21 protein-coding genes and 1 tRNA gene are annotated in these 25,297 nt (G+C 42.7%); 10 read left to right on the top strand and 12 right to left on the bottom strand.

Features of this window, described 5'->3' with window-relative positions:
* Window positions 1-36: 36 nt before the first annotated feature.
* Genes ruvB through ccmC form a run of 3 tightly spaced genes read right to left on the bottom strand, consistent with a single transcriptional unit; the run spans window position 37 to window position 2,302 of the window.
* Complete coding sequence (ruvB, locus tag APHWEB_RS01345) at window positions 37-1,032, bottom strand: Holliday junction branch migration DNA helicase RuvB (RefSeq protein ID WP_044104054.1); 996 nt, start codon at window positions 1,030-1,032, stop codon at window positions 37-39.
* Window positions 1,023-1,598 carry a Holliday junction branch migration protein RuvA gene (ruvA, locus tag APHWEB_RS01340; protein ID WP_011450315.1) on the bottom strand — a complete coding sequence of 192 codons (576 nt, stop codon included), beginning with the start codon at window positions 1,596-1,598 and terminating at the stop codon, window positions 1,023-1,025. Before ruvA ends, ruvB begins: the two co-directional genes overlap by 10 nt.
* Window positions 1,595-2,302 (bottom strand): heme ABC transporter permease CcmC, encoded by a 708-nt coding sequence (gene ccmC, locus APHWEB_RS01335; RefSeq protein ID WP_011450316.1) that lies wholly within the window; start codon window positions 2,300-2,302, stop codon window positions 1,595-1,597. Before ccmC ends, ruvA begins: the two co-directional genes overlap by 4 nt.
* A 426-nt stretch (window positions 2,303-2,728) precedes the next feature.
* Between ccmC and gmk the strand changes: the two genes are divergently transcribed.
* Window positions 2,729-3,361 (top strand): guanylate kinase, encoded by a 633-nt coding sequence (gene gmk, locus APHWEB_RS01330; protein WP_011450318.1) that lies wholly within the window; start codon window positions 2,729-2,731, stop codon window positions 3,359-3,361.
* Between the two features lie 729 nt (window positions 3,362-4,090).
* On the opposite strand, the gene APHWEB_RS01325 is transcribed toward gmk, so the two are convergent.
* On the bottom strand, window positions 4,091-5,155 hold the full coding sequence (locus APHWEB_RS01325; RefSeq protein ID WP_080651070.1) for a P44/Msp2 family outer membrane protein: 1,065 nt from the start codon (window positions 5,153-5,155) through the stop codon (window positions 4,091-4,093).
* 340 nt (window positions 5,156-5,495) lie between these two features.
* On the opposite strand from APHWEB_RS01325, the gene folD reads away from it, so the two are divergent.
* From folD to APHWEB_RS01310, 3 genes are all read left to right on the top strand, one after another.
* Window positions 5,496-6,410 (top strand): bifunctional methylenetetrahydrofolate dehydrogenase/methenyltetrahydrofolate cyclohydrolase FolD, encoded by a 915-nt coding sequence (gene folD, locus APHWEB_RS01320; protein ID WP_011450323.1) that lies wholly within the window; start codon window positions 5,496-5,498, stop codon window positions 6,408-6,410.
* Window positions 6,411-6,442: 32 nt separating this feature from the next.
* A tRNA-Val gene (locus APHWEB_RS01315) sits at window positions 6,443-6,515 on the top strand.
* A 205-nt stretch (window positions 6,516-6,720) separates the two neighbouring features.
* The gene (locus APHWEB_RS01310) at window positions 6,721-7,689 is read left to right on the top strand and encodes a hypothetical protein (protein ID WP_020849227.1); all 969 of its coding nucleotides are present in this window, start codon (window positions 6,721-6,723) and stop codon (window positions 7,687-7,689) included.
* A 126-nt stretch (window positions 7,690-7,815) separates the two neighbouring features.
* Here APHWEB_RS01310 and APHWEB_RS01305 read toward each other — a convergent pair whose 3' ends face one another.
* The 7 genes from APHWEB_RS01305 to APHWEB_RS01270 all read right to left on the bottom strand — a co-directional run bounded on the left by APHWEB_RS01305 (window position 7,816) and on the right by APHWEB_RS01270 (window position 17,736).
* The gene (locus APHWEB_RS01305) at window positions 7,816-8,676 is read right to left on the bottom strand and encodes an alpha/beta hydrolase (protein ID WP_011450325.1); all 861 of its coding nucleotides are present in this window, start codon (window positions 8,674-8,676) and stop codon (window positions 7,816-7,818) included.
* Window positions 8,677-8,808: 132 nt separating this feature from the next.
* Window positions 8,809-9,567, bottom strand: coding sequence for an alpha/beta hydrolase (locus APHWEB_RS01300; protein WP_020848782.1), 759 nt, complete (start codon window positions 9,565-9,567; stop codon window positions 8,809-8,811).
* Window positions 9,568-9,783: 216 nt separating this feature from the next.
* Complete coding sequence (locus tag APHWEB_RS01295; RefSeq protein ID WP_011450327.1) at window positions 9,784-10,308, bottom strand: c-type cytochrome; 525 nt, start codon at window positions 10,306-10,308, stop codon at window positions 9,784-9,786.
* Window positions 10,309-10,612: 304 nt separating this feature from the next.
* The gene (locus APHWEB_RS01290) at window positions 10,613-12,070 is read right to left on the bottom strand and encodes a proton-conducting transporter transmembrane domain-containing protein (protein WP_230475645.1); all 1,458 of its coding nucleotides are present in this window, start codon (window positions 12,068-12,070) and stop codon (window positions 10,613-10,615) included.
* Between the two features lie 1,636 nt (window positions 12,071-13,706).
* The gene (gene ppdK / locus APHWEB_RS01280; RefSeq protein ID WP_011450332.1) at window positions 13,707-16,331 is read right to left on the bottom strand and encodes a pyruvate, phosphate dikinase; all 2,625 of its coding nucleotides are present in this window, start codon (window positions 16,329-16,331) and stop codon (window positions 13,707-13,709) included.
* A gap of 304 nt (window positions 16,332-16,635) precedes the next feature.
* On the bottom strand, window positions 16,636-17,109 hold the full coding sequence (locus APHWEB_RS01275; RefSeq protein WP_020848783.1) for an RDD family protein: 474 nt from the start codon (window positions 17,107-17,109) through the stop codon (window positions 16,636-16,638).
* A gap of 3 nt (window positions 17,110-17,112) precedes the next feature.
* On the bottom strand, window positions 17,113-17,736 hold the full coding sequence (locus APHWEB_RS01270) for an HAD family hydrolase (protein ID WP_011450334.1): 624 nt from the start codon (window positions 17,734-17,736) through the stop codon (window positions 17,113-17,115).
* A gap of 222 nt (window positions 17,737-17,958) precedes the next feature.
* Between APHWEB_RS01270 and APHWEB_RS06765 the strand changes: the two genes are divergently transcribed.
* Both APHWEB_RS06765 and APHWEB_RS01260 read left to right on the top strand, forming a co-directional pair.
* Window positions 17,959-18,201, top strand: a complete 243-nt coding sequence (locus APHWEB_RS06765) for a hypothetical protein (protein WP_020848784.1) — start codon at window positions 17,959-17,961, stop codon at window positions 18,199-18,201.
* A 1-nt stretch (window position 18,202) separates the two neighbouring features.
* Window positions 18,203-18,424, top strand: coding sequence for a hypothetical protein (locus tag APHWEB_RS01260; protein WP_020848785.1), 222 nt, complete (start codon window positions 18,203-18,205; stop codon window positions 18,422-18,424).
* A gap of 511 nt (window positions 18,425-18,935) precedes the next feature.
* Here the strand turns inward: APHWEB_RS01260 and aspS are convergent.
* Window positions 18,936-20,732: an aspartate--tRNA ligase gene (gene aspS, locus APHWEB_RS01255; protein WP_020849229.1), complete on the bottom strand. Its 1,797-nt coding sequence runs from the start codon at window positions 20,730-20,732 to the stop codon at window positions 18,936-18,938.
* Window positions 20,733-21,118: 386 nt separating this feature from the next.
* Here aspS and APHWEB_RS01250 point away from each other — a divergent pair, with 386 nt between their 5' ends.
* The 4 genes from APHWEB_RS01250 to APHWEB_RS01235 all read left to right on the top strand — a co-directional run bounded on the left by APHWEB_RS01250 (window position 21,119) and on the right by APHWEB_RS01235 (window position 25,293).
* On the top strand, window positions 21,119-21,715 hold the full coding sequence (locus APHWEB_RS01250) for a BON domain-containing protein (RefSeq protein WP_011450339.1): 597 nt from the start codon (window positions 21,119-21,121) through the stop codon (window positions 21,713-21,715).
* A 9-nt stretch (window positions 21,716-21,724) separates the two neighbouring features.
* Window positions 21,725-22,642, top strand: coding sequence for a glutathione synthase (gene gshB, locus APHWEB_RS01245; RefSeq protein WP_011450340.1), 918 nt, complete (start codon window positions 21,725-21,727; stop codon window positions 22,640-22,642).
* 242 nt (window positions 22,643-22,884) lie between these two features.
* Window positions 22,885-23,661, top strand: a complete 777-nt coding sequence (locus APHWEB_RS01240; RefSeq protein ID WP_011450342.1) for a cell division protein FtsQ/DivIB — start codon at window positions 22,885-22,887, stop codon at window positions 23,659-23,661.
* A 243-nt stretch (window positions 23,662-23,904) separates the two neighbouring features.
* Window positions 23,905-25,293, top strand: coding sequence for a sigma-54-dependent transcriptional regulator (locus APHWEB_RS01235; protein WP_011450343.1), 1,389 nt, complete (start codon window positions 23,905-23,907; stop codon window positions 25,291-25,293).
* Window positions 25,294-25,297 lie beyond the last annotated feature (4 nt).

Genomic DNA, 25,297 nt, shown 5'->3' with positions numbered 1-25,297 from the left:
GCAGCAGTTTGCTGCGGATCATCATGCAAAAACAACCTAGATATATTTATAGTTCATTAAGTGCTCAATGGCCTTTGTGGTAAGAATTCTTCCACGAGGTGTGCGTTGTATGAACCCTATTTTCAGTAGATACGGTTCAATGGTCTCTTCAATATTACCTACATCTTCTGAAAGGGCAGCAGCAATAGTCTCTATTCCGACTGCGTTTTTTGCCTCATAGATGAAGCTGAGATACTTGATATCCATCTTATCGAGACCAGATTTATCTACACCAAGGTTGAAAAGTGCAGAATCAGCAAAATGATTGTCTATTATACTCTGTCTTTCCACAACCATGAAATCACGCACTCTCCTAAATAATCGAAGTGCAATTCTCGGAGTACCTCTAGAACGTGAGGCAATCTCATAAGCGCCGCTATCATCAATGTCGGTACAAATCACATGTGCGGCTCGCTTTATCACCAGCATTAACTCTTCTACAGAGTAGAATTCTAGATGCAACGGAATACCGAACCTATCTCTAAGAGGGTTGGATATTAAGCCAAATCTTGTCGTTGCGCCTACTAAAGTAAAAGCGGGGAGATCAATGCGCAGCGTTCTTGCACCGCAGCCTTCACCGACAACAATATCAAGACAGCAGTCTTCCATGGCGGAGTATAAGATTTCTTCGATGTTTCTGTGTAGTCTATGTATCTCGTCTATAAATAGCACATCCATGGGCTGTAGGTTCGTGAGTATAGCGGCAAGATCTCCAGCTTTACTCAAAAGAGGTCCGGAAGTTGACCTCAAGCTCACTTTAAGTTCCTTGGCGATTATATGCGCTAGTGTAGTTTTGCCCAGCCCTGGGGGCCCATATAACAGCACATGGTCCAGTGTTGCTCTTCTTTCATAGGCTGACTTGATGAATACCTTGAGATTCTCTATTATCTCACTCTGCCCGACAAATTCCTCGATCAAGCTCGGACGTAATGCAAAATTACGTTCATCTTCAGGTATTGCTTTGTGTTGATGTAAAAGCTCATTCACTTCGATAACTCTTTCAGGGCAAAACGAACTGTGTCAGACAGGTTGTGGGAGACTCCTACCTTCTCTAAAGCGTTGAGTACCCGAGTTTTTTCGTATCCCAAACTGAGTAGAGCAGACAATGCATCGCTATCTTCTACAGATGGTCCTCTTTTGTCCATTATATTGAACTCTAATTTCTGTACCAGAGGAGTCAATTCCGTGAAAATCCTATTAATTAACTTAGCGCCTACGCCTCCTACTTTCAGCGCAGCTTTATCTTCATTCACAATGGCCGAGAATAGCTGATCGGGCGTTAACCTATCCAGTATAGCCAAAGCGGTTCTGTAGTTTATTCCGCTGACCTTTATTAGCATCTTCAAGCAATTTTGCTCTTCAGTATCAGTAAATCCATAAAGCTGAGGCACATTGTCTCTATTCACATATGTTTCTATATACAGTTTTATGGAGTCGCCACGCTTACAATTGATTAGCGTTCTATAGGAGACATGTACTATGTAGCCGACGCCACCCACCGCGAGTATGATGCTAGTATCCTGTACTTCTTCTATAATACCTGAGAGAGTTCCGATCATGTTGTTTCATGGTAAAAAGGGTATAGACTACTTGACGTCTGCCTATTATTCAACAGCGTATAAAAGCGCAGCGACGTCAGAATGACAAACAGCAGCGATAGAGCTACAAACATAGTCAGAAGAGGGATCAGCATAGAAGAATCTATGGCAATGCCGCCCTTCCTCAAGATACTAGAGGTTTGATGCAATGTTGCCCAGATATCAACAGAAAACTTTACTATTGGCACGTTTACAGCACTAAAGAGAGCAAACAGTGACGTGGTTTTTGCAGCTCTGTTCTGGTCTTCAAATACATTCCACAGGGATGCATACCCCAAGAAGAGGAAAAACAACAGCAGCACAGATGTTAGACGTGCATCCCAGACCCACCAAGTGCCCCAGGTGTATTTTCCCCAAATACATCCAGCAACAAGACATACTGCAGTAAAACACGCGCCTACAGGAGCTATAGCACGAGCTATCATGGGGAAAATATCTCCTTTCTTCAGCAAAGTTCCTAAACTCAGCAGAGCGATAGCTGTATATGACCCGAGGGATATCCAAGCGGATGGCACATGTAAATACATAATTCGCACTACCTCACCCTGACGGTAGTCAGCTGGTGATGCAAATATAGAACAATACAGACCGACTGATAAAACAAGCACGAAAAAGCATACAACATACCGCAGTGATGACCGCAAGAAGCGTGCAAGACTATGCATTCCTATTCACAAGCTATATGCATTATGGAATGGTAACATAGTTACACATAAAGGACAATACCAAGATTCTTACCCATGCATAGTGCATATCGCCCGGATAGCAGCGCGAATTCATTGTAGTTTATCTTGATATTGTGACGCAATAGCTAGTAAAGTATTTTACAATGTGCCAACTATGTCGCAAAGAGTTGTGGGTGTATTTGATATAGAACTTAGTATAATATTGAGGTATGTAGCAACGCATGCCGAGTGTATTATATGGTATATAGCATTATAGGTGCTATGGCAGGCGCTGCTATGTAGTGCAGGAGTATAAAGACAGCGAGTCGATATACCATAAGCAATAAAAAGAGGATGGGAACAGTACGCTGAGAAAGACCTATTTTATTGTTTAAAATCTAGTATGTTATTGTTAAGGGGGTCTTCTTGTTGAAAAGCGTAGGTGTAATACTGGTATTATCGTCACCGTCTGGGTGCGGAAAAACAACAGTTGCCAACAAATTATTAGAGAAGCAGAAAAACAATATAGTAAAATCCGTTTCCGTCACGACTCGCGCAGCAAGGAAAGGAGAGAAAGAAGGGAAAGACTACTATTTTGTAGATCGGGAAGAATTTTTAAGACTATGCAGCAACGGGGAGATAATAGAACATGCAGAAGTATTTGGTAATTTCTACGGTGTTCCCCGCAAGAATCTAGAAGACAATGTAGATAAGGGAGTCAGCACGTTACTAGTAATTGACTGGCAAGGAGCTTTCAAGTTCATGGAGATGATGAGAGAGCACGTAGTGAGCATATTCATAATGCCCCCTTCTATGGAAGAACTGCGTAGGAGATTATGTGGTAGAAGAGCTGATGATTCAGAGGTTGTGGAAGCAAGGCTAAAAGGAGCAGCGTTTGAGATCAGTCACTGCGAAGCTTACGACTACGTAATAGTAAACGAAGATATAGAGGAAACAGCAGACAGAATTAGCAATATCCTGAGGGCAGAACAGATGAAAACTTGCAGGCAAGTTGGGCTGAGGGAATTATTAGAGAGTAGGTTCCCTATAGAAGATTAAGCAATCTGTAGAATAGAATGCTGGTTGCACATTAACTGATATGTAGAACTCTATATTATTGGTCTCTGTGTTTTGCTTTTAGTATCATAAAATGCGTATATAGAGGCTCTGGGGGTTCTAGTATTCTTTAGAGTCTTTGGTGTATCTCATCTTCTTCTGGAAACATGGAGGGGGTTATATTTGTATGAATATGGAACCCAAGAACCAGGAAATCCGCAGGGATCCAGTGTAGGAATGGTGATATCTACAACCCCCACGGAGTTCCCTTCAAGACCCACGCACGCATGAGGAACAACACCTGAGCTTTTTTCCCTAGTTTCATAGTATCTCTTAAATAACAAGAATTATTAGGTAAGACCTTGGCATCCCTAGCGATTCATGGGTAATTTGCATGCTTACCGGTGTTTCCAAACCAAGATTGTATTGTAATAATATGTTCCAGAGTTTTATGGGTATACCCTTGTAACATCTACGGAAACCTCAAGGTAGCTAGAACTTGTGATACGCTAAATACCATACTGATTGTCTCCATATTAGGTTGCTCTCGAAGTGTAGATAGCCTTTATAAAGTCCGCAGTGAAGATTCCTAGATGGCATGTAATTTCATGCTGGGTAAGAGTGTAAAGCCACTGTACGGACCTGCTAAGTATGGAGAATCGCTGATCGTAGTTTGTTTCGTGAGTGATACGGCACTAATTTTGTCTAGTCACTTGCCTCGGGTATTTAGGATCAAAAACGTATTGTGCGACGTGAGCCATCAACAACACCCACGAAGTTACCCCCTAAACCAACACAAGCATAAGGAACAACACCTAAACCTTCACTAAGAAGATCATAACAAGCATTGACCATTACAGAAGTAGAAGAAACCGCCCTAATCTCAACAACTTCCCCACCTTCAATAGTTTTAGCCAGTAACCCTGCTACTATGGTTTTTTCTTCAGCAGTGAGCTTTGTTAGGTCTGTGGCTACGGCTTTGGCGTTGCTATTAGTAGGCCCCTCTACTATTTTAACAGACCCACTACTGCTGTCATTTTGCGCCGCTCGGCCAGTAGGCCAGTTTTTACCTTCCCCTATTTTAGTAAGGTCTACAAACTTACTCAGAAACTTATGCGATTTTTCCTCTCCACTTTCACCTAATCCGCTACACTGTGCTGTTTCCTTGTTAGTACCGTCGACGGGTTCAGCAGCATATTTCTTTCCAGCGGTATTAGACCCTGCCTTTATAGCAGAGTGGCCCCCATTACAAACCTTCTTATCAATCTCGGAATGAGAAATCTCCACCGCCTTAGCAAACTGAACAATATCCTTACCGGAGGTTTTGGCAAGAGCAGCGGCAAGGTTATCAGTCTGACCAGTAACAACATCATAAGCTAACTCCTTAGCTAGTAGATATACTGTATCAGCTTCATCTTCCTTACTACCACTATCTCTAATACCCTTGGTCTTGAAGCGCTCGTAACCAATCTCAAGCTCAACCCTGGCACCACCAATACCATAACCAACACTGCCTTCCATAGCTACAAGCATGTTGTCCTTAAACCCAATCCGAGGATCAGGAGTGTTCCAGTCAAACTTGTGTGACTCTAGCTTTACACTCTTTCCATCCTTTAAGTATGGATATACTGCCTTAGTCTCTCCGTTACTCTCCCTTATACTAAAATCTCTTATCTTGCTAAACGCTGGACTGTAATCCAAACCAACATAGAAATATCCCGCACCACCAGTCTCCAAAGCGCTAACGTCATCATGAGCCCTGACATCAGGGAGTTGAGGTGTTTTTTGATGCGGAATTGTTGTACTGTTCGAATACAGTGTTATTCGGTATGTAGTTGAGCTATTAGGGGCTTAAAGTTATCAATAGAATTTATGATGCATGTTAGAGGATATTAGATTGGCAGATGATGTATCACATGTTACACAAGATTAAAATTATCAGGGTCGTGTTGCATAGGATCTACCGCTAGTTTTTGGTTATTTGGATATACTTTAGTTGATATATCATGTTGAATATGTGTTGCGTGCTGGTTGTCGGTTTGCTTTGTAACGTATGAGTTGAATGCAGGCGTTATTGGAATGTTGTGGTAGGTACCTTTGTTAGGGATATAGTGTTTTTTGAAGAAAGTGGTGCGTTATGGGTATATACGAAAACAATATAATAGATGGTAAGGCTGCTGCTGCGGATCTATTGGGAAGACTGAAAGTAGTAATGGAGGGCTTGAAAGAGGAACATGGTTTATTTCCGTCGTTGGTAGTGATCATTGTTGGAGATGATCCCGCCAGCAGGTTGTACGTGGGTAATAAACAAAGGAAGGCCGAAGAGCTTGGTATAAACTCCAAAACCATTGCGTTGCCATATGAGACTACTCAAGAAGAATTATTGGGAATAATACAGGAACTGAATGAAGACGAAAATGTGCACGGTATTTTGGTACAGCTACCACTGCCTAAGCATATTGACAAAATCTTGATAATTAATGCCATTGATCCGGAAAAGGATGTTGATGGATTTCACAATGCAAATGCCGGCAAGTTGCTTACAGGAGAGATGGATTGCATGGTGCCATGTACTCCGCAGGGATGTATATATCTGATCAAGAAAGTGATGCCTGTGTTATCATCGAAGAGGGCTGTGGTTATCGGGAGATCAAATATCGTAGGAAAGCCCGTAGCGTTGTTGTTGATGTATGAAAATTGTACAGTTTCTATTTTACACTCTGCAACTGCTAATATAGAGGAGCATTGTCGTGATGCTGAGATAATAATTGCTGCAGTGGGTAAAGCGCGGATGGTGAAGTCTGAATGGGTGAGTCCAGGAGCTGTAGTGATAGATGTCGGTATAAATTTGATCACAAGTGAGAGCAAGAATAGATTCGTTGGTGATGTGGATTTTGAAAGTGTGCGAGATAAAGTGGCAGCTATTACTCCAGTGCCAGGAGGAGTAGGGCCGATGACCATTGCATTTTTATTGGTCAATACCGTGCTTGGAGCATGTAGGCAGAAAGGCATAAAACAATATAAAAACATCAAAAGTTCAGTATTGCAGTAAGCTAATTTATGGTTTAGAGTATGTACTGAAAAGGGCGGTTAGCTCAGTTGGTAGAGCGCCTCGTTTACACCGAGGAAGTCAGCAGTTCGAGTCTGTTACTGCCCACTCCAGTTATTTTTTTCGTGCTCTAGTTGTTTTCTTTTTGGGCTGTGTCCGCGAATTCCGTCTTTTCCTGTTTTGTGAAAAATACTCTTGTTTTATAACAGATGTTTTTCTGAAATAGTAGGTTATATCATAATACATAGAGTTAGATTTTAACTGTAAATTAACACTTTAGTCATCATATTAATATTTTAACATTATTAATTATATGGCTAGAAGAGGAACATGTACTATAACTTCCGGGAAGAAAACTCCGAAGGTACAAGAAGAAGTAGTCGGGCGTTTTAACATCGGACATGAGGTAGATCGTGAGTTTAAGGAAAAACCGATCTCATTTTCGGAACGTACGACTTCGGTTAGGGCAAGGATTGCCAAAATGGCGCAATCAGCGGCCCAAGGTGTTGCTAAGGTACCTGAACGTGCATCAAAAGCAGCAACATCTGTAGGTGATGGTATTGGGAAAGCTGCAAGGACAACTAAGGATGGTGTAACTCGAGCAGCGAGATCCGTATCTCAAGGTATTAATGCTAAAGTGGTAGAACCTGTATCAAAAGCAGCAACATCTGTAGGTGATGGTATTGGGAAAGCTGCAAGGACAACTAAGGATGGTGTAACTCGAGCAGCGAGATCCGTATCTCAAGGTATTAATGCTAAAGTGGTAGAACCTGTATCAAAAGCAGCAACATCTGTAGGTGATGGTATTGGGAGAGCTGCAAGGGCAACTAAAGATGGTGTAACTAAGGCATCCAGATCCGCAGGGAAAGGTATTGCTAAAGTTCCAGCACGTGCATCAAAAGCAGCAACATCTGTAGGTGATGGTATTGGGAAAGCTGCAAGGGCAACTAAAGATGGTGTAACTAAGGCATCCAGATCCGCAGGTAGAGGTATTGCTAAAGTCCCTGAGCATGTTACAGAAGCAGTGCAAAAAACACTATTCCCATCCTCAGTTGGAACCGGTGTTCTGCATACCACTAAAGAGCTCTCTGCAACGCATTTGAAATACTCTCCATTGCACGGATTAGAGTCTAATGCTGTTAAGCTGGTAAGTGTGACAAAGAAAGGTGCTGAAAGCCTAAGTAATGAGTTATATGCTACTGGTAATACAGCAAGCAGACATACCCAAAGATTGTCTGCACAACAAGAGAGTGCTTCAAAGAAAGTAGGGCGTGCTAAATAATTCCTTTCCCAAAGTTCTATAAGAAATAAAATTTCGGGGAGGGAAAGAATATTCTTTTCCTGAAAAAGGTAGGTCAATTAAGCTGAATAGTGGTTTGACACTGCATCTAAGTTAGAAAAATTCGTTTTATGTAATAAAGTTTCGTATTGCACTATACGCAACCTTCAAAGGCTGTTCGTCTATCAGTAAATGGTCGCTTGATTTTATTAAGTGCACAGAAACGTTCTTGGAGCGTATTTTTTCTGCAATAGAAAGGGAAGAGCTGTATGGGATTACTTGGTCTGCTATGCTGTGAATTAGTACAGTATCGCAGTCTATAGGAATTTCTGGCATGTCCAAAAGTAAATAATTTTTACTATCTTCTTTTAATCTGGGGGTAATAGTATAGCTACGGTTATTCTTCAATATTGTTACCTCCTCAGTTTGTAGAATGTGTAGGCTTTTTTCTTTGCTCAAGCTACGTATTGTAGCATTACGTGATTCTTGAGAAAGGCCTAAAAGTCCACACATTCTTTCTACATAAGATATAGCAAAGCCAGTATTTTCTATTTCTTGCTTTTCTTCAGCGCTTATTTCTAAAGTTTCAGTAAAATCTGGCGCAGGAGCAAAACCAACTAACCCGTGTATTCTGGAAGCATAAGACATTGCAACACGCAACATAAGCCAGCCTCCCATACTGGTGCCTACAAGGATAAGAGGCTTCTGTGTTAATGACTCAATTACATGACAACAGTTTTTATACCAATCGCGTATGGAGTATTGCTTGAAATCTCCACTAGAAACACCATGTCCAAGATAGTCAAAAACTATGCAGTCTATGTCTTCAGCTGAACAGTGGCTAAAGAGTGCAGAACCCTTAGCGCCATGCATCTCGGATGAAAATCCACCCATGCACACCACAGTTGCGTTACTTTGTTTCTTATTATGTTGGTAAGCGATACTAGATCCATCATCTAGCTTCAGGTACTCTATTTTGTGTTCTTTCACTTGACTACCAAAAGTTATCTAGTGCTCTATCATGGACTATACACTAGAAATGTGCAAGTAAACACACACCACATAGTTTCACTTCCAGACAAAATTACGCAGCACACGCAAATTTGTGAAATTTCACAATAACTACAGAGAAGCCTCTACCGGAGACACCATTTTACCTATATATCCCAGGACAATTGGCAAAGCTTTGGAGTCATGAAGTCCGTGGTCACCATCTTTAATCAGATGAACTTCTACATTGTTCGACCGAACTTTTTCAGCTATAGCTACTGAAGTCTGGTAAGGTACAAGAACATCAGCCATACCGTGTATCAAAACTATTGGACAATCCAATGGTATCTCAGGCTTATTGAGCAGTAGATGATTCTTTCCATCTAGTAATAACTTTTGTGTTATGATGTGGCTGCAATCTTCTTTGCTGCGTAGTTCTACATAACCTGCAGATGCAAGATGAGCCTTTTCCTCTTCTGACATGTCAATGGTTTCAGTGAAGTCCGGCGCAGGAGCCAACCCCACTAATCCCTTAACTCTTTCCGGGAAAGACAGAGCTGTCAGTAACGCTAACCATCCCCCCATGCTAGATCCCACTAATACAAGAGGAGTTTCCGTCAACAACTCAACCACGTGGTCACAGCACTGCTTCCAGCAACTAAGCGTACAGTCTTTAAAAGCCGCACTTGAATTTCCATGACCAAAATAGTCAAAAACCGTGCAGTTGATTTTATGTGACATACAGTAATCAAAAATTGCAGTGGCCTTTGTACTCTGCATATTGGACATGAAGCCTCCAAGGAACAGAACAGACACCTTTCCGCCAAAATCCAACTGCTTATAAGCTATGTACGAGCTGTCATCCAGCCTAAGAATCTTTTCTGTATGCATATTGCCTAGTAGTCTGATATATGCTCAGTATATCGCCATTTATCGCGGATCGCAACACATGGCAAACTCATATGGAAGCCATATAGCTCAACATTTCGGCAGTATACTATGCAAATCACTGCATGGTACAGCAACTTTATATACAACCCACGCGACTGCACAATAGAACACCTTCCTTACAACGATAGGAAGAAAACACTGCGCACATGCCAGTTTTTAAGTACCTTCCTTTTCTAGAGACTTAAAATACGCCAATACATCCGCAATGTCTTTAGGCTTCAGTCCAGCAAATGCCATGCGAGTACCGTTAGCGTAATTTCTAGGGCTGTCAAGAAACTTAAACAGCTCTTCCTCACTCCAAGTACCACCCTTACTCAATAAAGCCTTAGAATAAGGGAAATCTTGAGCACGGGCTTGCTTCGAGCCAACTACGCCCCATAAATTAGGACCCACCCTGTGAGGACCGCCCTTGTTGAAAGTATGACAAGCGGAACACTTTTTAGCAACCGCCTTACCCTTCTCGGCACTTGCATTTTCCATGAGTGCAGCAATATCGACAATAGGTGCAACAGCTCCAGGCACGCTACCTGCAGACTGCGTTGTGGGTACATCTACACTGTATCCACGAGGTCCGCTATAGTCGGGATGGTACACAAGGTCCACCACATTGCTCACAACAAGGACGATGAAAGACGCAAAAAGGATGGCAGTAGCAAGCCTATTTAAATTATAGCCACCCACCTCTAACCGTCTAAAAACTCTGTTGCATTATAGAAAGGCTAGTTCAATCGTAAAATCAAGTCAATACAAATAGTGCTGATTGAGCCATCCTAGGCAGTAATTTGTTACTACCTTGCCTGCGTCCAGTATATATCAAAAGGAGTTAATTTATAGAATACTATGCTTTCCAGTTGTGCAAATTGAGTGCGGAATAGTGAATGCTAAACCTCATTGTATAATTTGCAGTAGTAGGGCAATGCACTGACTTTCCACATCAGAAGGACGCATTAAAAAACTTAACCCATGCACGTGACTCACATCATAATTAACCGAATACAGATAGCATTCCTAGTACGATGTCGGGTTTTAAGAACAGTAAAATCGTACACGTAGATGATACGAGCATTGCCAGTAAGATTAAGGGTGGTGCCTCCTCCTTAACTCTCCCCGCACACGTTGCGTCAGCAGCAAAGAATACTCTGTACATCAAAGGTATAAAGTATAAGGTGTTAAGCACGGTACTCAAGGCTACAGTGAAAATTACAATGTAGTTCTGCTGCTTTAAAGCCTCTGTAATAATATAGAACTTACCCCAAAATGTGGCAGCTGGAGGGATGCCGATCATAGCAAGCGCCCCAATGCAGAATGCAGTGAAAGTTATGGGCATAACTCTGCCTAAACCATCAATATCCCTTATCGTAGTTTTACCAGAAGCAGCATATACAGCTCCCACAGCGAAGAATAATGTGATTTTCGCAAAAGCATGGCACACCATCTGAAACACTGCAGCTGTTACAGCTCCATCAGTGAACATGGATAAAGCTAAAGTTATGTACGATAACTGCGATATAGTAGAGTATGCGAGTAACCTTTTGAGATTTTTCTGAGTCACTGCAAAGACAGATCCCACAATGATAGTAACCACTGAGAGATACAGCATTATGTTGTGGTGAGGTGCTACATCGACAGCTACAGGAGCATTATAGTAGTTATACATTCCGTGTACGCCAATGGCGCATACAGTAATCTTGATTAAGGTAAATACCCCGGATTTTACTACAGCCACCGCGTGCAGCAACGCGCTAACAGGTGTCGGAGCGACCATTGCTCTGGGTAGCCATAGATGCACCGGCATGATGGCGGCTTTAGCCACTCCATAGCACAGCATAGTGACTATAAAAGGGAGAAGGCTGGGGTGCGTCTCAGAAATGAAACTCTTTGCGCTGAATAATCCAGCACCATCACTCATTCCGCATATTATAGCAATTGCTGGAAGGAACAAAAACACTGAAGAACACAAAAGCGTCTTTATGTAAAAGCTTCCAGAAGCTATTGAGTCTTTACTTCCACCATGAATTATTAGAGGATAAGTGCATACGGTGAGCATCTCGTAAAATATGAAGAGAGTCACCAAGTTTCCAGCAAATGCTATACCTATGGTGCAGCCTATACTAGCGGCAAAGCAGGAGTAAAAAACTGATCTATCCTGCAGCTTACCATAAACCTTGTTCATGTAACCTATGGTGTAGATATTAGTTACAGCCCAAAGGAACGATACTAAGATCCCGAATACTATACCCAGGGCTTCAGGTTCAAGAATGAAAAGAATCGCTGAGGACAGACGATACTGTAGTATTGCTGGATTGCCCTGTAACGCGAAGTACAAAGCACATGTTGTGGGGAACAAAACAAGAGAAGCCACAGTCGAGAGCGCCTCTTGAGAGTGTGAAAGCCTTTTCAGAGCCATGATCAGCGCAGAGCAGACGAATGGTAACGACACCACAACAAACAGCAATACATCTGAGCGGCAAAGCAAACCCACAATCACTCAATCTATAAAGTTAAGCGACATTAATAGCAACAAAATATCTATAAGTAAAACACTTTGCTTTACCTACACCAAAGGCATGCATCTATGTTTTCCAAAGTAAGTAGTATGCACTTAGGAATTAAGTGTTAGGGTGAATTTCTTGCATGCTATGAGACGTCAACACGTCTTGAAAGGCCGGGTTCTCAAACTTTAACCGTCTACTCACTCTTCCGGCGGTATGTATGAAAGTGGCCTGTGCAAAACCTGAGATGTAAATACGGGAGATTTCTGTGATTCCTATTGCATCAGCAAGAGTACTTATCCATGATATTTCTTCTTTCCAATATTACTTCAATGTTCGATGAAACTTGCGCATACACCGCAAACAGTACCACTAATACCACATTACGCACTAAATTGGTTTGCTTTAAAAACACCCACCAGGTCCAACGTCTAACTTAGGCGTATTAGCAGTGTTAAAGAGGTGTCTCGTAGTGCAAACTATTATGGAGATAGTAAAACGCGACGTGGCAGCTTTTCTATATTATAACACCCGTATTGCAACATAATTTACCTTAGGATGGGCCAAGTACACTATAAATTATATACCTATAACTTTGTACTCGAGCTTATGCAGCGAGACTGCCACCAGGGGAGCGATCAACCTCCCCAGATATGACACAACTGCGGTCTTTCCTGCTGTTTTGAAGGGGATAAAGTTGTAAAGTGTGGCAAGCCAAACGATGTAGTAATCTTCTTGGAATCATAGATATCTGCGTCGCCATAACATGGCTTACCTGAGGATAACTAAGTCTACTATAAATTGTGTACCTATAACTTTGTACTCAAGCTTATGCAGCAAGACTGCTATTGCGGTTCTGCTTCTGTACATGTAGACAATAACTTCTTCGAGACGTTTTCCAGGAACCAAGGAGTCAAGACGTTAATCAATTCATGCATCTAACATAATGACACTCAAAGATACGTACCGCCATCAGCATTGTACGCGGTGTTTTTCAGTGCCTTAAATGTGTAAATCTCAAGTTAGAAGCCATTTATGGCTTTAGTAGCAAAGGGAAATAATAGGTGCATTTTCTGCAAGTGCGTTGAGAAATCTTGTTATTAGGTATGTCATATTCTCCAGGAAAAGCAGGGTTTGTACATCTAAAACCTGAGTCTTTCCCTGTACAAAGCTCAAGATTCCTAAGATTCTATGTGCATGAGTACAAATATCAGAACATAAAACTCATGATGAGAGCAGGTGATCAATAGACTTCTAGCTGCAACGCCCTGATATCCACCACAAATCATTAAGCCGAATATCCTGATGCATAATGTATAACAAACCAATAGTATCCTCTAGGGCTCTGCCAAAAAGTTGGTCAGATCCCAGATAAATACGTACACACCTCACCAGGCTGTAAGATACACCACCCCGGAGAGCTCCCGGCAGCACTTAAGCAGGGCAAAACAGCTCAAAGCGATTGAAGCAATCCCGAGAATATGTAGCGTCCAGTACACCTATATGACCACCGGCCCACCATGAACTACCTGGGGAATATTACAGCACCTGGACGCGATCAACTAATACAACACTACAAAGTGTAAGTTAGAGCATCTTGTTCCGTATTGCACACTGTGCCGCGATCAGTTTTGCCACAGGCACTTTATATGGTGAACAGGAAACATAATCTATATCCAATTCTGAGCACAGCTGCATTGCCGCTAAAGTGCCACCATGCTCGCCGCATAGCCCGGTTTTGACTTTGTTCGGCGATTTATGTATCAGCTCCATCGCAATCTTGATCAACCTTCCAACGCCACTTACATCCAAGAGCTCGAAAGGATCAGAAGCAAAAACACCGGAACTTATATAGTGCTCAACAAACTTAGATGAATCATCTCGCGAGATCCCAAGGGTAGTTTGCGTTAGGTCATTCGTGCCGAAACTGAAAAACTGCACGTGCTGAGATAACTTGTCAGCCAATAATGCTGCCCTAGGTAGCTCAATCATGGCACCAATCCTATACTGTGCATTATCAAACTGCGCTGAAATGCACTTTACTAAGTCACCGATAATCACTATCTCCTGTTCGTCCATAACAAACGGAATCATGATTTCCGGAATAACAGTAATGCCATCTGAATCACGAAGCTCTTTCACTGCTTGGAATATTGCACGAATTTGCATTTCATATATCTCCGGATAAGAGACAGCAAGCCTGCAACCCCTATGACCAAGCATAGGATTCTTTTCAGAAAGCGCCGAAACCCTGTGCTTTATGTATTCCAAAGAACGCCCCATTCCTAACGAGATACTCTCCAAAGCCTCCATAGAATTAGGTAAAAACTCATGCAACGGTGGATCAAGTAGCCTAACGGTAATCTGCTTCTTATTCTGCATGAGCTTGAACATAGCCAGGAAGTCGTCCTTCTGCACAACTTCAATCTTCTTAAGAGCCCGGTCTCGCTCTTGCTTATTGCTCGCAAGAATCATTTCACGCACTATCGTGATTCTGTTATCAGAGAAGAACATGTGCTCAGTTCTGCATAGCCCAATACCATCGGCACCAAAAAGATTAGCAGTGCCCATATCCTCCACAGTATCAGCATTTGCCATAACCCCTACTGTCCTGATTTCATCTATCCAACCCATCAATTCATAGAAAGCTTCCGGCAGAGAAGGGGTCACAGTTTGCACGGCTCCCAGCATTACCTCACCAGTACTGCCATTTATGGTTATGCTGTCTGAACGACCGATTTTTACATTATCCTCGTTGAAGAAAAACTGCCCACTCTCGTCTATACACAAACTACTAGCCCCACATATGCACGGCTTACCCATACCACGTGCAACAACGGCGGCGTGGGAAGTCATCCCTCCGCGCAGAGTCAAAACCCCAGCAGCGGAAATCATACCACGAATATCCTCAGGGCTTGTCTCCTGGCGGACCAGTATCACACTCTTACCCTGACGCTTAAGCTCCTCTGCATCACTCGATGTAAAAGCTACGTAGCCGGACGCCGCACCAGGGGATGCTGGCAGCCCTCTACCCACTACTACATTGCTACAGTTTTCTTCTAGTATTGGATGGAAAAGCCCCCCAAGGGTGCTAGCATCAATACGAAGTATAGCCTCCTCCTTGGAAATAAGCGACTCTTTCACCATACTAACAGCCAAGTTCACGGCCGCATGAGCGCTGCGTTTACCGCGTCTAGTCTGTAGAATCCACAGTTTACCATCTTGGACAGTAAACTCTATATCCTGCATGTCTTTGTTATGTTTCTCGAGCTTTTCACATACTTCCACAAGCTCCCCGTATACCTGAGGCATAGAACTTTCCATGAGCTTAATAGGAGACGGATCCTTCTGCCCGGAAACTATATCTTCACCTTGGGCATTGCATAGAAATTCGCCAAATATTTCCTTCTCCCCTGTAGAAGGATTACGAGTGAATACCACGCCTGTGGCCGAATTTTGATTTATATTTCCGAATACCATTGCCTGCACATTCACAGCAGTACCTGCGTCTGAGGGTATGCCGTACATGTTTCTATATGCTACAGCACGCTGATTCATCCATGATTTGAACACCGCACCTATTGCATTACGGAGCTGAACCTGAACATCTTGGGGGAATTCCTGTCCCGTATGAGTACGTACTAATTGTTTGAACTCTTCAACCAATTCTCGCAAAGCTTCTTGATTTGTTATAGATTCCCCTGTCGACAGAGACAGTTCTTTCTGTTTTTCTTTATAACGCTCTTCGAAAATCCTATCTTCCAACTGCAAAACAGAAGCAGCATACATCTGTATAAGCCGCCTATAGCTGTCATAGGCAAACCTACCTCCGCGCATAGCTCCCAACTTTACTGCTACTTCGTCGTTTAACCCAACATTGAGTACGGTATCTAGCATTCCAGGCATAGATTGGACACTTCCTGAGCGTACCGATACTAACAACGGACGGTCCGGATTCCCAAATTCTAGATCCACTTCTTGTCCCAGGAGGCTCAACGCTTCAGGGAGTTGTTGCACTACATTTTCTGGAACACTGCCACTTTCCTGATATAGATTGCACACTGATGTGGCTATGGTAAACCCAGGGGGAACATTAATCCCAATCCTACACATTTCCGCAAGGCCTGCTCCTTTCCCACCTAACAAGTGCGCCAAATGTGCTCCACCATCACACCTACTTCTTCCGAAGTGGTAAATCAGCCTATCATCCATATGTTTTTTACCAGACTTTCAAAGATGAGATAGAGAAATATACAGTGATACTCCCATATGGACAATATAAAGCCTAATACCTCATAGCGCAACTATACAGAGGTTTTGATATACAGAATTATTGAGAATGGGTAGAAGTGTGGGATATGTTATGTGTGCTTAAAAAGCGGATGAATGCTGGTATAATTGCCAGCTGTAGTTGTGTCAGACCTACGTGTGTTTACTCTGGCACTGGGCAATTATTTGAAAGCAGCTACATGCACTGCTTTCTTTACGCTGTGATTGTGTTTTAGTAATCAAAAAATCAAGTTCGTTTTACAATAACAATGGTACCGCATAGTGAATCATGCAAAGTTTGTTTTTGTGAAGAGAACACTGCTGATACATACCAATAGGCCCAAAGCAGTACTACACTTGAGTGTAGGAGTAGTACAGTGGCAACAACCGTACCGCCTGGGTCAGCAATGCTGATAATTTGCAGCAATAGCATAGCAATGGCCGGGCACAAAAACTGTAGCGCGATTCTATCAAAGGCTATTAGAGGGTTTATGGGCCTCCCACAACGCAGCACAGGACAAATATTCATGATTTTTTGTCCAAGTGATGGGATAGAATATACGTAGTAACAACAGGCAACAACAAACAACGAAAGGAAGGACGCAAGATCATTGCCGCGTGTAACAAACGTTATTGGTATGGTCCCCACTGATATTATTATGATATCTATGAGACTAGCTATAAGTCTCCTTAAAGGGTTTGCGAGCACTAAAGATTCCATGGCTTAACACAACAAATTTGCCATAAAGTTACCAAGGTCTTTAAAGTTAGCAAAGGATAATACTCCTTCTATTGAGGTGTTATCGTATGCTATTGGAACACATCTAGCTCTTTTTGCGCTTTCAATATCGGAATCGCTATCTCCCACGAAAAATACTCGCTCACTAGGTGCAATGCCCATGATGTCTAATGCAGCGAATATTGGTTCTGGTGATGGTTTGTTTTCAGCTGTATCTCCTGATCCTAATATTACTGAGAAATATTTTCCTAGCCCTAAGTTTTGGACTTCATTACGCAAATTAGGTCCGCGTTTATTGCTTACAATACCCATATTGATTTTGTGATGGGAAAGAAACTCTAAAAGCTCTAGTACATTTTCATTTGGAGACATAGAGCGCGCATTGATATTCATACCCGCAATTTTCTCGTACATATTCACTGCTTCTTTCCAGCGGTACCCTAGAGCGCATGAAAGATAGAGCTCAACTTTGTTGCTTGGAATATCAGAGAGATCTATGTGTGGAAGGTTCATAGATGTGAGTACCCTAGATAATATGGCAAAATCTAGTTTGTCGGTTTTCACGATGGTATTACACCAATCAAACATCACTGCCACAGGAGGCTGCATATCTTTACCTCATTATTTCCCCGATGAGCGTAGCATTCAACAGTGTGCAGGTTAATATTTAGTTAATGACGAAAAATACATAGTTTTATATTACTACACATGAGAGCAATGGGAAAATTTTCTACTACATTGAAGATATGAGAACAGCGGTAAAATCGCCATAGTAGCTTTAATGCCATGAGAACAGTTTAAATTATAATGTCATGCTGTTCGGAGGATATTATGCTTCCTCAATACTTTTGCGCGCATCATGGCAAGAGCAATGGATTTTGCAGGTATACGCAGGCTTGTAGAGATGATCCATCCACGCGTATTAAGCACTACATCTCTGTTGTTTTCTCTCAAAACCTTTTGAGTTACGGAATGTCATGGGTAAAGCCTCCCTACAAGCATACTATGTTTTTAAATGAGCAGCTGCGTGTTAGTGCTGATGGTTACCCAACATATGCAGTTATTACAGTGTAAAATGAAGCAACAGAGCTGCGACATCGCAGGATGGACATGCATAAGAAATAGGCGGGGCAGGGAGGTGTTCACTGTGATTACTGAAATAGTAGCGTTTGTGACTTTGCAAGACCGCAACGTATCATCTACTTTGGTGCTCTCGGGGCTTTCCCATCCAATATTGGAAGAGAATTGTAACAATGTAGGAATGGGGAGAAGGTTGCCAGCATCATCAAATGCATAGTAGGGATATGTGGCTTTACGTCGAGTGATGCAGAGGGACTTAAGCTTTGCAATACTAGTTAGGAAGGAGACAGGTCCTGAAGATATTTGTTGTATGATTTCTGCTGTTTAGGTTTTGATTTTGCGGGTAATAGTGACTTTGCAAAGTATTGCTGGAACAACAATCTCTCATATTTTGACTCAATATTGAAGACCGAGGGGTGTGTACTTTTGGCATAGCTGAATGCACGGAAATGCTTATCTATAATTCCACAGAATTCCTGGCAAATTAGCGACTTTGTTCCGTATCTAGGTATGTGAATGCCTGATAAGTATCACCAGTGAGTTTCTAGAACGTGCATACAGCGCCCTGCTAAGACTACTGTGATGAAAGAAATCGCAGTGATTAGTACATGCGCTGCTGATGCTACCTCATATGTTAGTCGCACATTATGCGGAGACGTTTGGGCCTATATTCCCCGCATGTTTCCACATTGGTGATATAGGCCTTCAGTAGATGATGTCTTATTCCCCTAAGAGCTGGTTTTTCCTGCAGCTTTTGGGGTAATATTTAATGCTAGAGACAGCTCTTTCAGGTGGCTTTGATTAACTTCAGATGGAGCTCCCATGAGCAAATCTTCTCCCATTTGTGTTAGAGGGAAGTATATAATTTCTCTAATGTTGGGCACATCAGCCAACAGCATTACTATCCTGTCTACACCTGGTGCAATACCTCCGTGTGGAGGAACACCAAACCTAAAAGCACGCGTTAGAGCCCCAAATTCTGCATCTACTGTTTCAGGGCTATAACCAACCATGGAGAATGCCTTATACAATATGTCAAGTTTATGATTTCTTATGGCACCGCTGGATATCTCAATACCGTTACACACTATGTCATATTGGTAGGCGACTATATCTAGAGGGTTGGAGCTAGAAAGAGCATCTAACCCACCCTGAGGCATAGAGAATGGGTTGTGTGAAAATGCTAGCTTACCGTTTTCGTATTGGAAATAAGGAAAATCTACTATCCAACAGAATTTAAAAGTATCCTTCTCTATCAGATTCAATTCTGTTCCCAGTAACTCCCTAACACTGCCTGAGAGTTCTGCAGCTTTGTCTGCAGCGTCAGAGACAAAAAATACGCTATCTCCTGGTCCGACACCAGCGAGTGTTTGGATATTTGCTAATTCGGTGTCACTCAAAAATTTAGCAACTGGACCTTTTACGGTGTTATCTGTAGAAAATGTTATGTAGCCTAATCCCCGAGCTCCTATCTTTTTGGCATATTCCACCTTGCTATCAAAAAAGCTGCGAGGGTGTTCTGAAGTTTTAGGAGCTGGTATAGCCCGCACAACCATGCCACGAGCAACTCCCTCTTGAAATGTCTTAAAGTTAGAGCGCAGGAACACTTCAGATACGTCTGCTATTATTATGGGGTTTCTCAAATCAGGCTTATCAGTCCCATAACGCAGCATAGCGTCCTTGTAGGTAATTCTCGGGAATGTGGGTGATACGCTCCTGTTGCCAGCAAATTTCGTAAAGATATCGCGCAACACGGGTTCCATGACTGAAAATACATCTTCTTGTGTGACGAAGGACATTTCAACGTCGAGCTGATAAAATTCGCCAGGAGATCTATCTGCACGCGCATCTTCATCACGGAAACATGGAGCAATCTGGAAATACTTATCAAAACCGCTTGCCATTAGCAGCTGCTTAAATATCTGTGGAGCCTGAGGTAGCGCGTAAAACTTGCCAGCATGCACTCTGCTAGGCACGAGATAATCTCTTGCTCCTTCGGGAGACGACGCTGTCAATATCGGTGTTTGCACCTCTATAAACCCGCGGCTTTCCATTGCTTTCCGCATCTCAGAAATTACAGCAGAACGTAGTAACATGTTGCTTTTTACCTTGTCGCACCGCAGATCCAAAAACCTGTATTTCAACCGCAAGTCTTCAGGATGGTTGGTACTTGTGGGCACGTGTATAGGCAATGCATCGGCAGCAGACTCTGTCACTAGGGTATGCACAGCCACTTCAACGTGACCGGTACTTAGCGAGGTATTGATTGTGTCTTCGCTACGTGCTGCTACAGTTCCCTTTACAGTGATAACGCTCTCTAACCCTATGGAACGCGCGTAATTAAACAGTTCTTGATCTGAGGACTCATTTAACACCAACTGTGTTATTCCATAGAAGTCCCTCAAATCGATGAATAAAATACCACCGTGATCACGTTTTCTAAATATCCAACCTGACAGCGTTACCTCTTCTCCTACATGAGATAAATTAAGTGCGTTACACAAATGTGTTCTGTACATGTTCATGCGAAATACTCTGGAAGACCAATCCCACTCCCATTTTCTATCACAATGTTGTCTAATGCTACGGAAAATTTCTAATGTATTGGAGGATTGCAAATCTGTACATGGTGAGAGAGGAGTTCTGGTTGTATATGAACTTATGGTTAAGTCACAGAGTTTGGCAATACAGGTATTGAAGCTAAGTTAAGGCTGAACAACAGAGAAACGGAAGGTAGGGTGATGGCATGGTGCCTTCTCATGTTGTGTGGAGTTTTGACAGGAAAATCCCGGTTAGGTGCGGTGTTTTTATCGGTAAGCATAGGGCTGCTAAGTTATGTGGGCAGGCATTATTTGTTTACATTAGGCTGTGTTTTGTTTATAAAGCTAGCGTTGTGCATTGGTTAATACACATGGGCAAGAGGTTAGGCGCTGTAATACTGGCGGTTCTGTTAATAGCAGGTACACAGACTGGTTGCAGTGCTGTTGTTGCAGGGCTTGCCGTGGCTACAGGAGCTGTTGTTGCAATGCAAGAGCGCTCTGTAGGTGATGTTATAGACGATGCTTCGATCCTGATGGGTATCAACAGAGAGCTGTTTAAGCACGGTATATTTTCTGCAGTCACGGTAAAGGTGAGTGAAGGTAGGGTCTTGCTTGTGGGCAGTGTAGATGCACTAGAGAAGAGGCTACAGGCAGAAAAGGTAGCATGGCAGCAGAGAGATGTTAAGGAAGTGGCAAACGAGATTGTTGTGAATTTGGATGCTACTACACTCAAGTCTTATGCGGCTGACAGTGCCATTAGTGCACAGGTGAGGGCGCGTATGGTCGCGCGCGCAGGGGTCAAGTCGATGAATTATAGCGTCAACACTGTGGGTGGAGTTGTGTATCTAATGGGTATAGCACAAAGCCAAAAGGAGCTTAATGCCGTGGTGGCGATAGCAAAGCGTGTCCGTGGGGTTAAGCAAGTTATAAGCTACGTGAGATTGAAGTACAGCAGATTGCGTCACTAGGGGTCGGTGTTGTTAAAGGTTGCATTTCAGATGGATGCCGATGTAGTTGTCGGCAAAGATCTAACTGTGCAATTTATACAAGAGAGCAAGCGTAGGGGGCACGATGTGTTTTTCTACCAGCCGCGTGATCTCTCATTCTCGAGAGGTGAGGTTGTTGCTACAGCCTACTCTGTGGATATAGGAGAGAACTCTTTGCACCTGCGAGACAGGGTGCGGTTGTCGCTGGAGGGGTTGGATATACTGTTTATAAGGCAGAACCCACCGTTTGATATGCGCTATATTACTAATACATATCTGTTGGAAAGATTAGCTGGGGTACTTTTTGTAAATGACCCAAAAGCTATCAGGGACTTTCCTGAGAAATTGCTGCCACTATCGTTTCCTGAATTCATACCGCCTACGCTGATTACCGAAAGTGTTCAGGAGGCATGTGAGTTTTACCGGGAATATGGTGATGTAGTAATCAAGCCCTTGTATAGCTTTGGGGGAGATGGAGTAATCAGGATATGTGGTAATGTCGATATTGCGGTAATATTTGACGTTATGGTGGCCAGGTACGGTACACAGGTTGTGATACAGCAAATTATACCATCTGTAGAAGATGATAAGAGGGTTGTATTGCTGAATGGCGAGCCTATAGGTGCGATAAAGCGTAGAGTGATTTCTTCCGGGGAGATAAGGACTAATCTGAGAGTAGGTGCTGTTCCAGAAATGACAGAGTTGTCTGAGCGTGATAGAGAAATATGTCGCGTGGTAGGAGATAAGTTAACAGCAGCAGGGATTATATTTGCAGGAATAGATATTCTTGGAGGGTACCTGCTAGAGGTAAATGTAACCTCTCCCTGTGGAATATTAGAGATAAATCAGGTATATGGAACAACCCTTGAAAAGGAATGTTGGGACCAATTTGAGGGTATGTTGGCTTGAAGGCGGTTCAATGCTGATAATGTAGACATTGTCTACGGGGGTCGCCTGATGAGGGATGAGCACGGGTATATATCGGCTGACGTGTCTTTACGTACGTTTTTTCTCCTTTTTATTGTTTATAGTGTATTTCATGAGGGTAATGCGGTATTGCACATATTATGAGGTGAGTCTGCATGCCTACTTCGGTGGGTTTGGTTGGGGGAATAGCGTTATGATCGGTCAAAGTGGGGTATTATTCGATAATGTATAAGTTTGTTGTAGAACGATACAATGCGATTTTGACGTGTTGTAGGAATTTATTGCGTAGACTTGTAAGGTTCTGGCTGTATGCTGCTATAGTGGGGGTACTAGCGCTGGCTACACTGCTTGGTGCTGTTAGTGTTGCTATATCGGGCAAAGACGTTTTTCGAGCGTTTTCTGATATGTTGGTGAAAGCTGGGTTACCTATCAGAGGGGTTGTTGTCAAAGGCAATTATATGGCACAACCCAATGATGTGCTATACGTCATAGACAACGAAAGGTCGATAGTCCTTTTAGGCCTGGAAGATCTTAAGATGCGTATAAAGCATAGGAATCCGTGGATTAAGGACGTTGCTATTACTAGGTTGCTTCACAGTGGTGTGTTGCACATTGATGTAAAGGAATATGAGGCCTTTGCTAATTGGAATCATCATGGGGTAAACTCAATTATAGATAATACGGGGCACGTCATCGTAAATTCAGTGCCACGGTTTGGTAATCTTGTTTCTATTTGCTGTGACGATGCAAAGGAAGATTTGCATTTTGTACGCGCAATTCTTGATGATGACTCCGCGTTAGTGGCAATGGTTTCTTCTTTATTTTGGGTTGAAGGGAAGCGATGGGATGTTGATTTATCCAGTGGCTTAAGAATAAGACTACCAGAGGATAATCCGGTAGAGGCATGGTTTCACCTGATGAAGGAATATCCCATTTTTGATAATTTTTTCATTTGGAAGGAAATAGATATGCGAGATGCGAATGATATTCGGATAAAGTAATATATGTCGTGTAAGTGCTAAGTCAGTGCATAAAACCTGCATGAAAAAACGGGCACTCTGTACAAACGCGCGTAAATGTGTTGTAAAAAAGTAGCATAAATTGCATTATTTGGTTGCATGCTGCATTGTGATGTAAATATCATAAAGTGAAGAATCGATAGGTGCTGTATTGTTTTTACAAGATTAAGCGTATTTTTACTCTGCAGAGTAGAATGTTGGCTAATCCAAAAGAGTGTGGGGTTTATGTCTAAGGTAAAGAGATTTTACATACCCGAAGTTCTAATCGTGGATGATGAGGCTGATTTAAGAGCTATGATCCAGGATATATTGAGGGATGATAACTACGTGACAAGGGTCGCAGCTGATGGGTTGTCAGCCATGAAACTTGCATATGAAAGAGAGCCAGATGTAGTACTTCTCGATATATGGTTGAAGGGGTCTGACATAGATGGATTAAGCGTATTGGAGAAGCTGAAGGAGCGGTATCCGAGTCTTCCCGTTATTATGATAAGTGGGCATGGCAATATAGCTACTGCTGTTAAGTCACTGCACATAGGTGCGTATGATTACATCGAGAAGCCATTTACGGAAAATAGATTAAAGTTGGTGGTAAAGCGGGCTGTAGAATCCGGAAGGCTGAGAAGGGAGAATGATGAATTGAGGTCCTTCTTTGAGGATTATGAGCTTATAGGCAATTCTCCTCAGATAAAGAGCCTGAGGTCTACTGTTAACAAGGCTGCTTCCACATTTAGTAGGATTTTGATTACTGGTGCTCCGGGGACTGGTAAAGAGGTTGTCGCCAGGTTAATTCATAAGAAATTCCGTGGTGGGAGTACGTTTGTTAGTTTCTGCCCGTCCATTCTGCCGGAAAATAGTTACTTGGAGAATATTTTTGGTAGTGAAGGTGAGAATAGCTCGCTGCAGCACGTGGTGCCGCACAGTGTTGGAATTATAGAGCAAGCTAATCACGGTACTCTGTTTATAGATGAGGTGACTGACCTTCGCTACGATGCGCAGCTTAGATTGATGCGCTTGCTTCAAGAAGGTAGGATATATAGGGAAAGTGGTAAAATCCCTGTAATTGTTGATACTAGAGTGATTGCATCGTCTTCTAAGATTATGGAAGATGAGGTGAGGCTTGGAAAATTCTGTGAGGATCTCTACTATAGGTTGAATGTTTTCCCGATACGTGTTCCATCGCTTTCGGAATACTGTGCTGATCTTCCGGAGATTTGTGAATACATGATGAAAAGCATATGTAAGAAGATGAGGCTTTTCCCGCGTGCTATTAGTGAGGAAGCGATAGTGGCTATGCAGTCATACTGTTGGCCTGGAAATCTGCGTCAGCTTCGTAATGTCCTTGAATGGGTCATGATTATGCAGACTAAGCATGATGTGATCACAGTAGATGACTTACCGGCGGAGATAGTCAACGGTGCTCCTATCAACAGTGTGTTCACGCATATAGTTTCGGCGCCATTGAGGAAGGCAAGGGAGGAATTCGAGCGACAGTATCTTAAGACGCAGTTATCTAGGTTTGGTGGTAGTGTTTCTAGGACAGCAGAGTTTATTGGAATGGAGCGCTCAGCGTTGCATAGGAAGCTGAAAATGCTGGGGCTGTTTACCGGATAGTGGC

Source organism: Anaplasma phagocytophilum str. Webster (genome assembly GCF_000964685.1).
GTDB lineage: Bacteria > Pseudomonadota > Alphaproteobacteria > Rickettsiales > Anaplasmataceae > Anaplasma > Anaplasma phagocytophilum.
Note: the sequence above shows the minus strand (reverse complement) of the source record. Positions and strands in the feature narration are given on the sequence as shown.

Excerpts from the sequence above, each read along its gene's own strand:
- APHWEB_RS01235 (WP_011450343.1), top strand. The coding sequence starts at position 23,905 with ATGTCTAAGGTAAAGAGATTTTACATACCCGAAGTTCTAATCGTGGAT.
- APHWEB_RS01260 (WP_020848785.1), top strand. The coding sequence starts at position 18,203 with ATGAAGCAACAGAGCTGCGACATCGCAGGATGGACATGCATAAGAAAT.
- aspS (WP_020849229.1), bottom strand. The coding sequence starts at position 20,732 with ATGAACATGTACAGAACACATTTGTGTAACGCACTTAATTTATCTCAT.
- folD (WP_011450323.1), top strand. The coding sequence starts at position 5,496 with ATGGGTATATACGAAAACAATATAATAGATGGTAAGGCTGCTGCTGCG.
- ppdK (WP_011450332.1), bottom strand. The coding sequence starts at position 16,331 with ATGGATGATAGGCTGATTTACCACTTCGGAAGAAGTAGGTGTGATGGT.
- APHWEB_RS06765 (WP_020848784.1), top strand. The coding sequence starts at position 17,959 with ATGCTTCCTCAATACTTTTGCGCGCATCATGGCAAGAGCAATGGATTT.
- APHWEB_RS01240 (WP_011450342.1), top strand. The coding sequence starts at position 22,885 with ATGTATAAGTTTGTTGTAGAACGATACAATGCGATTTTGACGTGTTGT.
- APHWEB_RS01250 (WP_011450339.1), top strand. The coding sequence starts at position 21,119 with ATGGGCAAGAGGTTAGGCGCTGTAATACTGGCGGTTCTGTTAATAGCA.
- ruvA (WP_011450315.1), bottom strand. The coding sequence starts at position 1,598 with ATGATCGGAACTCTCTCAGGTATTATAGAAGAAGTACAGGATACTAGC.
- APHWEB_RS01310 (WP_020849227.1), top strand. The coding sequence starts at position 6,721 with ATGGCTAGAAGAGGAACATGTACTATAACTTCCGGGAAGAAAACTCCG.
- APHWEB_RS01275 (WP_020848783.1), bottom strand. The coding sequence starts at position 17,109 with ATGGAATCTTTAGTGCTCGCAAACCCTTTAAGGAGACTTATAGCTAGT.
- APHWEB_RS01300 (WP_020848782.1), bottom strand. The coding sequence starts at position 9,567 with ATGCATACAGAAAAGATTCTTAGGCTGGATGACAGCTCGTACATAGCT.
- APHWEB_RS01270 (WP_011450334.1), bottom strand. The coding sequence starts at position 17,736 with ATGCAGCCTCCTGTGGCAGTGATGTTTGATTGGTGTAATACCATCGTG.
- ccmC (WP_011450316.1), bottom strand. The coding sequence starts at position 2,302 with ATGCATAGTCTTGCACGCTTCTTGCGGTCATCACTGCGGTATGTTGTA.